Source organism: Geobacter sp., from assembly GCF_030834625.1.
Classification (GTDB): Bacteria; Desulfobacterota; Desulfuromonadia; order Geobacterales; family Geobacteraceae; genus Geobacter.
Genome location: NZ_JAUQXO010000046.1, coordinates 1 through 9,110 on the forward strand (window position 1 = coordinate 1; position 9,110 = coordinate 9,110).

Annotated in this window: 7 protein-coding genes and 1 riboswitch; all 7 genes read left to right on the forward strand. The window is 57.2% G+C overall.

The window, feature by feature from the left end; translation table 11 throughout:
* A partial coding sequence (locus tag RCH91_RS12230) for a Tfp pilus assembly protein FimT/FimU (protein WP_306535241.1) occupies positions 1–484 on the forward strand: 484 nt, incomplete at its 5' end.
* 227 nt (positions 485–711) lie between these two features.
* On the forward strand, positions 712–5,859 hold the full coding sequence (locus RCH91_RS12235) for a pilus assembly protein (RefSeq protein ID WP_306535242.1): 5,148 nt from the start codon (positions 712–714) through the stop codon (positions 5,857–5,859).
* A gap of 1 nt (position 5,860) precedes the next feature.
* Positions 5,861–6,340, forward strand: coding sequence for a Tfp pilus assembly protein FimT/FimU (locus tag RCH91_RS12240; RefSeq protein ID WP_306535243.1), 480 nt, complete (start codon positions 5,861–5,863; stop codon positions 6,338–6,340).
* Positions 6,312–6,713 (forward strand): prepilin-type N-terminal cleavage/methylation domain-containing protein, encoded by a 402-nt coding sequence (locus RCH91_RS12245; RefSeq protein WP_306535244.1) that lies wholly within the window; start codon positions 6,312–6,314, stop codon positions 6,711–6,713. The genes RCH91_RS12240 and RCH91_RS12245 overlap by 29 nt, the downstream gene beginning before the upstream one ends.
* Before the next feature lie 15 nt (positions 6,714–6,728).
* Positions 6,729–7,958, forward strand: coding sequence for a prepilin-type N-terminal cleavage/methylation domain-containing protein (locus RCH91_RS12250; RefSeq protein WP_306535245.1), 1,230 nt, complete (start codon positions 6,729–6,731; stop codon positions 7,956–7,958).
* A gap of 8 nt (positions 7,959–7,966) precedes the next feature.
* Positions 7,967–8,635, forward strand: a complete 669-nt coding sequence (locus tag RCH91_RS12255) for a pilus assembly protein PilX (protein ID WP_306535246.1) — start codon at positions 7,967–7,969, stop codon at positions 8,633–8,635.
* Between the two features lie 103 nt (positions 8,636–8,738).
* A riboswitch (cyclic di-GMP riboswitch) is annotated at positions 8,739–8,815 on the forward strand.
* A gap of 80 nt (positions 8,816–8,895) precedes the next feature.
* Positions 8,896–9,110: hypothetical protein (locus RCH91_RS12260; protein WP_306535247.1), on the forward strand; the 215-nt coding region annotated here is incomplete at its 3' end.

Below are 9,110 nucleotides of genomic sequence, written 5' to 3' on the forward strand. Positions count from 1 at the left end.
CACGCTCCTTGAGCTCATCCTTGTGGTTGCCATCATCAGTATCATGAGCGCCATTGCGGTGCCGGCGTTCAGCAGTCTGTACGGCGATTTCCGGCTCAAGTCGGTGGTCCGTGAGATAAGGGATATCATCAGGGATGCAAAGCTGTTGAGCATTCAGGACAAACCCTGCGCCATCCTGTTTGATCCTGGCAAGAGCCTGATTACTCTCGTATCCGGAAAGGATGCCGATGTCAGGTCATTGACACTTCCCGAAGGGATCAGGTTCGGCTATGGCACCCGCGATCCCATCAAGGGGTTGGCAGAAGCAGAGGATGGCATTTCCTTCACGGGCAACCGGTTTGTCTGCGAAACTGGTATCACGGGGAGTAATGGCACCGTCTATCTCCAGAGCCTGTCGGGCGGCGCCATGGCAATTTCGACCAATTCCAGCGATTTCAGCGTGACCGTGCGCAAGTGGTGCGGGGGGGCGTGGGTGGAACTTTGAATACGGGTTGAGTGCCGGTTGTTCGACGGGGCTATGCAAAATTTGCATAGCCCCGTGTTTTTGTGGGAGTTACGAGCCTTGAATGACGTGTGATTACAGGATGATAGATCATTGCCGGCGCGCAGTTTAGTGGCCTGAATATTGCAATGGAATATCTTCGGGGCAGTTGCGGGCAGGGCATGATTCGCTGCGCTCGTGGAGAAATTGACAGACCCGAGGAGAGAAGTATGCAACGCGGATTCAGTTTGTTGAGGATTTCCCAGCAGATGAAATTCATCCTCACCGGTACGGTTCTTCTGGTGGGCGCGCCGATGGGCGCATGGGCCGCCGCTCCCCTGGGTGACTACTGCATCCAGCCGCCGTTCATTGCGTCGGCGGTGCCGCCGCAGGTGCTCTTCAGTATGGGGAAGGACCACAAGTATTACTTCCCGGCCTTCAATGACGCCTCGGACGTGGACGGCGACGGCAAGCTCGATACCGGCTACGACCACAGCATTTCCTACTATGGCTATTTCGACCCCTTCAAGTGTTATACCTACCAGACGTCGGGCTCCGATGCTAACACCTTTATCGCCACTGGTAATACCTATAATGATGGAGATGCCGGCAACGACAAGTACTGTACCGGCACCAACGCCGGCAAGTGGAGCGGGAACTTCCTGAATTGGGTAAGTATGTCGCGGGCCGACATCATCAAGCGGGTACTTTACGGCGGCTACCGCACCACCGACAACTCCTCATCCACGTCGGCCATCATAACCGGCGAGAACATCCCCCAGGACGGCCACAGCTGGGCCAAGGAGTTCCTCGGCAGTGACGCCACCAAGCTCTTCCCCGGAGGAGTCAACGGCAATCGGGCGCTGTTCTGCGTGACCTCCAACGGTTCAACCTCGAAACTGGCGTCCCAACTCCGCGTAATTCCTGACGTAACGACCGTGAGCGACGTCACGGTGTCAGGCGGCCTCCGGGCCTGGCATTGGGTCAACGTTGACGGAAACACCAATATCTGCTCCACCGGGGTCATCGACAAGAATGGCGACGGCGCGGCCGACAGCCACAACAACCTGGTTCCCACCACCCAGCGTTTCGACGTCAACGTGAAGGCCTGCGGCGACCTCCTTGGTTACGAACTGGAATCCGGCAAATGCGCGCTCTATGGTTCCAACTACAAGCCGGTGGGGGTGTTGCAGTCCTATGGTGAGCGCCAGGAAGCCGGAGCGGGGAAAGTCTGCTCCAAGGACATGGCCACATCCTGCAGCTCCGACAACCAGTGCTCGTCCATCAACAAAGGGGTATGCGTCGACAAGGTCAAGATGTATTTCGGCCTCATCACTGGTTCCTTCAAGAACCCCAAGGCGGGGGGGGTGCTACGCAAAAACATGTGGAGCTTCCTCAACGAGATAAACTCTTCGGCGGGCAACTTTCAGACCTCCAACACCGATCAGAAGGGGCTCCTCATTCAGTCCATCGAGAACATGAAGTGTCCCACCACCTATCCGATCTCCCAGCGATGGGGAAACCCCACCGCCGAGATACTCTACGAAGGTCTTCGGTACCTGAACGGGCTCCAAAATGCGACATCTCAGTACGTGGCCAATATCAGCGACGGCAACGACGACGGCCTGAGCCTCAGCAAGCCCGCCTGGGACGCCCCCGCAACCATTTTCCCCGTGTGCTCCCAGCGGTTCCTCCTTCACTTCAGCGATGTCTACAACAGCTTCGACACCGATCAGATCCAGGGTTCGGCCTTTGCCTCGTTCACCAACGCCCAGGGAAACCTATCGGACTTCAACGTGTCGACCATTGCAAACCAGATTTTCGCTAACGAAAACAGTTCGGTTTCGTCTATCGGGGCGATGGTGGGCCAAAGCGGCACGACCGCTGGAGCGAACACCGACGGGACGTGCTCGGAAAAAACCCTTACCGCCTTCGGCAACGTCCGCGGCATCTGCCCGTCGGAGCCCGATCTGGAGGGGGGGTACTTCTATCCGGCCGCCACCTCCCTATACGGCCACAATACCATGAACGTCGCCACCTTCTCCGTTGCCTTCCAATCCCTCGTTCCCGAGATCTCTGTCAAAACATCGTCGGGCATGTTTGCCACGGTCGTCCCCTACGGCAAATCGGTTTCCACCAGCAGCGATTATGGATGGAGTTGTTCGACCACGAACTTCACCTTCTCCGTGGATGCCAACAGGGGGGTGGTCATAACCCCCAAGAACACGACGGGGAAGTGTCCCACCCTGCAGATGGTGCGAACCTATCTGGTGGACGATCCCGTCTACCACTCCGGCATGAGCGACCTCAAGTACATCAAGTTCAAGTCGAGCTTCGACGACGTGGGGGGGGGCGACTTCGACATGGACGTCCTCGCCGAGTACACGGTGTGTGCCGGTGCGATCGATACTGCTGATCCGCTCTATACCAGCGGCAAATGTCCCACGACCCTGGCTGGCGACCAGGTATGGGTCAAGGTGGAACGGGTCTATTCCCAGGCCGGCAACGCCGCGGCATTCGGTTTCAACGTGGCCGGGGTCGGCAACGACAATGGCACCTATCTCATCGCAGAACATACGGGGAGCAACCGTCCCTGGGGGAATGGGATTTCCACCACCAGCGCTACCCGCACCTTCACCGCGGCGGGGGGGACCGGCAAGCTCCTCAAGGATCCCCTTCTCTATGCCTCCAAGTACGGCGGCTTCAAGGACTCCGACGGTGACGGGCTCCCCTATACGGACGCCACCTGTGGCACCGCCAATCCGAATCCGAAGTGTTCCGAGTGGGATGCAACCGGCGTTGGCGACTCACCAGACGGCGTTCCTGATACCTATTTTTCCGTCAACAATCCCAACGAGATGGAAAAGAAGCTGAGGGATGCCTTCGATGCGATTCTCGCCAGGACGGCGTCTGGTACGGCGGCGTCAATTCTCTCCAACAGCGAAGGGAGTGGTGCAAATATCCTCCAGGCCATCTTTTATCCGAAGAAGATATATGAGAACAATACCGAGGTTGCATGGTCCGGCGAGATGTACAACCTTTGGTATTACATCGACCCTTTCATCAGCGGCAGCACCATCCGGGAGGACGACGACTACACGCCGGCTTCCGCCCCGCCCCCCGAAAACGACCATTTTCTCAATATCGGATCGGCCAATGTGGTTAAGCTGCTCTTCGACAGTGACGCCAACCAGACCCTTCTTACGCGGATCATGCCCAACGGCGCCCAGCAAACAGTACCTCCTGATGACCCGGAGTTCGGGCTCAAGAGCATCTGGAGCGCCGGAAAGCTCCTCTGGAAGCGGAGCGCGACAACCCGGACCCTCTACACCCAATTGGCGGGGACGCTCCTGAGCTTCACTGCTCTCGACACGACGCAGGCGGCAGTCCAGCAGTATCTCCAGGCCTCCAGCAAGGATGAGGCAGACAAGATCATCTCCTTCATCAAGGGTGAGGAGCCGGGCACTGGTTACCGCAAGCGCAGCGTGTCGATCGGTGGTGAAAGCAATGTCTGGAAGCTGGGGGACATTGTGTCTTCAACGCCGCGCCTCCAGTCGACCCAGCCCATCGGTAGCTTCCAACTCAAGTCCCCCCTCGGCTATAATGACGGGACCTACAAGGCGTTCACCTCTTCGGATGGATACCAGAACCGGGGGATGGTCTATGCCGGTGCCAACGACGGGATGCTCCACGCGTTCAAGCTCGGCAAGCTCACGGTCAAGGGTTCCGGCATCGCGGGCAACGTCAAGGCCCGCCTCTCGGGGAACAATCTCGGCCAGGAGCAGTGGACGTTCATTCCGCGTAACGTGCTCCCCTACCTCAAGTATCTGGGTGACGTCAGCTACCAGGACAATCATATTTTCTACGTCGATGGCACGACCCAGCTTTTCGATGTCAGTGTTGCGAAGCCGACGGGATGCACCGAGAGCAACTACTGGCAGTGCGCCAAGGCCGGTGACGGCTCCAGTTGGCGTACCTACCTCATCGGGGGGATGGGACTTGGCGGGGCTTCCCGAAAGTTCGGCGATTCCACCTGCACCGACAAGACGGCCGCGGGTACCTGCGTAAAGACGCCGATCCTCGACCCTGCCGACAACACGAAGGGGGTCGGTTTCTCCTCCTACTATGCCCTCGACGTGACGGGGCAGAACTACAACACGGACCCCACCACCAACACCCTCCAGAATCCGCCGACGCTCAAGTGGGAGTTCAGCGATCCGCAGCTTGGTTTCACAACCACAGGACCGGCGATCGTCAGGCTCAATGCCCGCAAATACGACACCGCCCAGGGGAAATACGTTCCGGATACTTCGAAGAATGGCAGATGGTTCGTGGTCTTCGCCTCGGGGCCCACCGGACCCATCGACACAACCGTGAAGCAGTTCAAGGGAAAATCGAACCAGAACCTGAGGCTCTTTATTTTCGATATGGAGAAGGGGCCATCGGATGGGGTCTGGACCATCGACACCGGCATCCCGGAGGCCTTTGCCGGCTCCCTCTCCAGCGCATCTGTCGACACCGACCGGCCCAACCCGTACTCCGACGGCTACTATCAGGACGACGCCCTCTATGTGGGGTACGTGAAGAAGGCGTCAGATGGGACCTGGACCGATGGCGGCGTGCTCCGGCTCATCATTCCCGACAGCAGTGATCCCGAAGCCGTCGGCTTCAATCCCGCGACCCAGTGGAAGGTGTCACGCGTTATAGACGGCATCGGCCCCGTAACCACGTCGGTGGCAAAGCTGCAGGGGAACAGCCTCTATCTCTTCTTCGGGACGGGCCGCTACTACTTCAGTGGCGATGATGCTTCCTCTACGACGCGCCGGCTTTACATGGTCAAGGAGCCCTGTTACAAAACGACCGTTACCCACGATGGCGGCACTGTTACCAAGAACGACATCGACGATGCCGCCGGCAGCACGTGCGGCAGCACCCCCCTTGCCCTGTCCGACCTCGACAACCGTACCGCCGGCACCACCGATGACACCGTTGCCAAGGGGTGGTACATAACCCTCGATGCCAGTGAGCGAGTCATAACCGACCCCGTAACCACCGTGAACGGTTCTGTCTTTTTCACAACCTTTGTCCCCGAGGCCGATGTCTGTAAATTCGGTGGTACCGCCTACTTCTGGGCGGTCAAGTACAAGTCGGGCTATCAGCTCGACGGCAGCGCCAGGCAAGGGAAGGCGCTCATCCAATCGTCAACGGGGAGTTTCGAGGAGATAGACCTTTCCACGGCATTTTCGGGTCAAAACAGCAAGCAGGGGAGGCGGATCAATACCGGCATAGTCGGAAAGCCGGCGGCCGATGCGCCGCCCATCGTCTCCAAGGCCGGGCTCAAGCCCGTAAAGAAGATTCTCCACGTCAGGGAACGGTGACATGAGAAGGAACGGCTTCACTCTGGTTGAACTGGTGCTCGTCATAGCGATCATGGGGATTTTGCTCGCTATGGGCACCATGCAGTTCAGTGAATATTCCCGCAAGGGCGCCATCGAGGGGGATACGCGCATGTTGCTGGCCGACCTCTCGAAGGCCAAGGCCGATGCCATGCTCCAGCGCAGGGACAAGGCAGTGGCCTTTACCGCGGGGCGGTACTCCATCTACTCATCGGCGGTCACCACCGGCAATCCGGTCGTCAGCAGGGCGGTCCGCTATCCCATAACCTCGCCCATTACGACAACAATCCTTTTTGAGAGAAACGGCCTTGTCACCGATGCCAACGTGGTCGGAAAACCCCTCTGTATAGGGACGTCCGGCAACACTGCCCCCTGCGACAGCGTCATCATCACCGAAACGGGGATCAGGCTCGGAAAACGTAACGGAGGAAGCTGTGAAGCTGCCAACATCACCCTCAAGTGAGGGGGGATTTACGCTCATCGAAGTCATGGTGTCCATCATCATCATGATGATCGGCCTCCTCGGCCTCCTCCAGGCCATAAACGTGGCAATGCAGCATAACCTTAAGAATCAGCTGCGCGACGAGGCGGTGAGGCTTGCCGATGACCGCATGAACTCCCTGAGGGCCAGACCCTTCGATCAGATAACCAGTGCGGCCTTCCCTCCGGAAAGCGTCCCCATGAAGACCCGCGGGGTAGCCAGGAACTACACGGTCAGCAGGAGTTGGAGCGCCATCGGCGCATCAGGGGTTTCAAAGGAGCTAGCCGTTACAGTATCGTGGACCCTCAAGGGCGAGCAGTTCCAGCAGCAGATACGGACCATCAAGTCGCGATAGAGGCGTGGGAGCACCATGAGAAACGCACGAGGTTTCACGCTTGTAGAATTGATTGTCGTCATGGTCATTTTCATGACAGTCATTATGATCAGTGCATCCGCCTTTGAAAAAATCCTTTTTCAATCCGGGCATCTGGTCAAATCCAGCCAGGCGCAGATCGAAGAGGTGGTGGGGCTCGAAATTCTGCGGAGGGACCTCGAACATGTCGGCTACGGACTACCCTGGTCGTTCCAGAATTCCTTCACGACACCCTACACCGAGGTGGATGTATCGACCGACACCCCTGTCGACGGCATAGATGCCGAGTCGTTCAACGATACGCCCCCCTCGATACCGCGGGCGGTGGTGCTCGGTACGTCCGCCACGACCGGCAAGATCATCAATGGATCGGCCGACACCAACCCCGGCGTCGATTACCTTGTCGCTAAATCGATAAACGTCTCCATGAGCCCTGCGGCCCAAAGGCTCGCCTATGTAAACTATTCTGGCAACGAGCTGTCGAACAAGAGCTTCATCGTTACGAAAAATGCTCAGGACGACATCGTGGACGGCGACCGCGTCATCAGCGTCGCCACCTCCTTCTCCAGCACCATGGGCGACGATAGGCAGCTTCTCATGAACGGCACGAACTTCTTCTACGTGGCGAACGGCTCTACCCCCCCCAGCGATGCGTTCAAACCGACGGGGAAGGAGCAGAGGGTCGACGTGTACGGGGTTGACCACGACACTGACTTGCGGATGCCGTACAACCGCGCCGACTATTACATCAAGAGGCCTGCCTCCGGCATGAATCCGCGGTGCAATGTCGGCACCGGCATCCTCTACAAATCGGTTGTCGAGCAGGGGGACTACACCGGCTCAACCGGGTATATCGACTATCCGCTTCTCGACTGTGTTGGTGACATGCAGGTAGTGTTCGAGCTCGACACCTCCGGTATCGATTACGGCGGAACGATGACCTATGTCGATGGGCTGGCCAGTCTTTCGGCACAGGACATACGGGAGCAACTGCGCACCATCCGGGTCTACCTCCTGACCCACGAGGGACGCAAGGACACAAGCTTTTCATACCCTGTCAGCGATCCCAATAAGGCCATCGTCGTCGGTAATCCGAACATCACTTCAACCGGCAGGGTCTGGAAGCAGAGCGACATGACAACAGTCTTCGGCGCCGACTGGCGCAACTATCGGTGGAAGGTCCATGAAATTGCGGTCAAGCCACGAAACCTCTACCAGAAGCAATAGGTCCAGTCATGAAAACAGTACGCAATGAACGAGGGGTGGCGCTCGTTACCGCCCTGATGCTCACCCTGATTTCGCTGGCCATCGTCTTGGCTCTCCTTTACATCGTCACCCAAGGGACAAAGGTGTCGGCGGCCCGGAAGAATTACGCCAATTCCCTCGATGCGTCCTATGGGGGGGTCGAAGTCGTTACGAAGGATTTTCTTCCGTATCTTTTCGCCAATATCAGTTCCTCGACCAAGATGTCGCAGTTACAGTCCGCCTTCTCCGGTAATGACCTCCAGTTTCTTGTGAGTGATGATTGTCTCAAGCAAAAACTGACTCTTCCCGTTTCACAGTGGACCGCATGTTCGAGCCAGGAAAAATCGGAGGCGCTTTCTTTTATAAAAGGGGCACCGGACCTGCGCTTTAGTCTGCAGGGACTCTCCGCGCAGCCAGGGTTCACCGTTTACTCCAAGATCGTCGATACCTCACCGGGCAATTCCGATCCATCCTCCCAGGTTACCGATGAGCCGGAATGGTTCATAACCGGCGCGGGCGCGGCATACAATCCTGATGCCGGCGGCAGTGGGGGGGTAAAGGTAAAGCACGTTCCCGGAATCTACAAGATTGAGGTTCAGGGGGAACGCAGTGCCGTCTCCGAGGAGAAGGCCAACCTTTCGGTGCTGTACGCATACTGATGCTTCCAATTGCTCTGAGGGAAGGGATGGGGGAGTTGGAATGGCAGGGCAAGTTGGAGCTGTTTTTGCTTTAATCAGAACACACAGCTGAACCTGATACTGATATCGACAATACTAAACCATCCGCGAGGATGGGGCGGAAAGCCCACAGGGTCTCACTGAGACAGCCGGGATGCCGAAATATCACGAATGTGATTCTTGGCCCCGGCTTTGTTTTTTTTGGTGTAGTTGTCAAAATAACGGCGAGAGGGAGACAGAAATTGTCACAGATGGGGCTTCATATTGACACCGTTGCCGTTATAGCTACAGAAGCGTTGACGGTATCAATTTTGCTTAATAGATTTCAACTTCGTTCAATTTTAACTAATTCCTTGACATTAGTTTCAATTCCAGTACATTTCGCCGTAAACTACCTGGCTTTGCGGGAATGGGCGATGAAATTCAAAAACAACGTCAGAAAGATCAGAGAAGAACG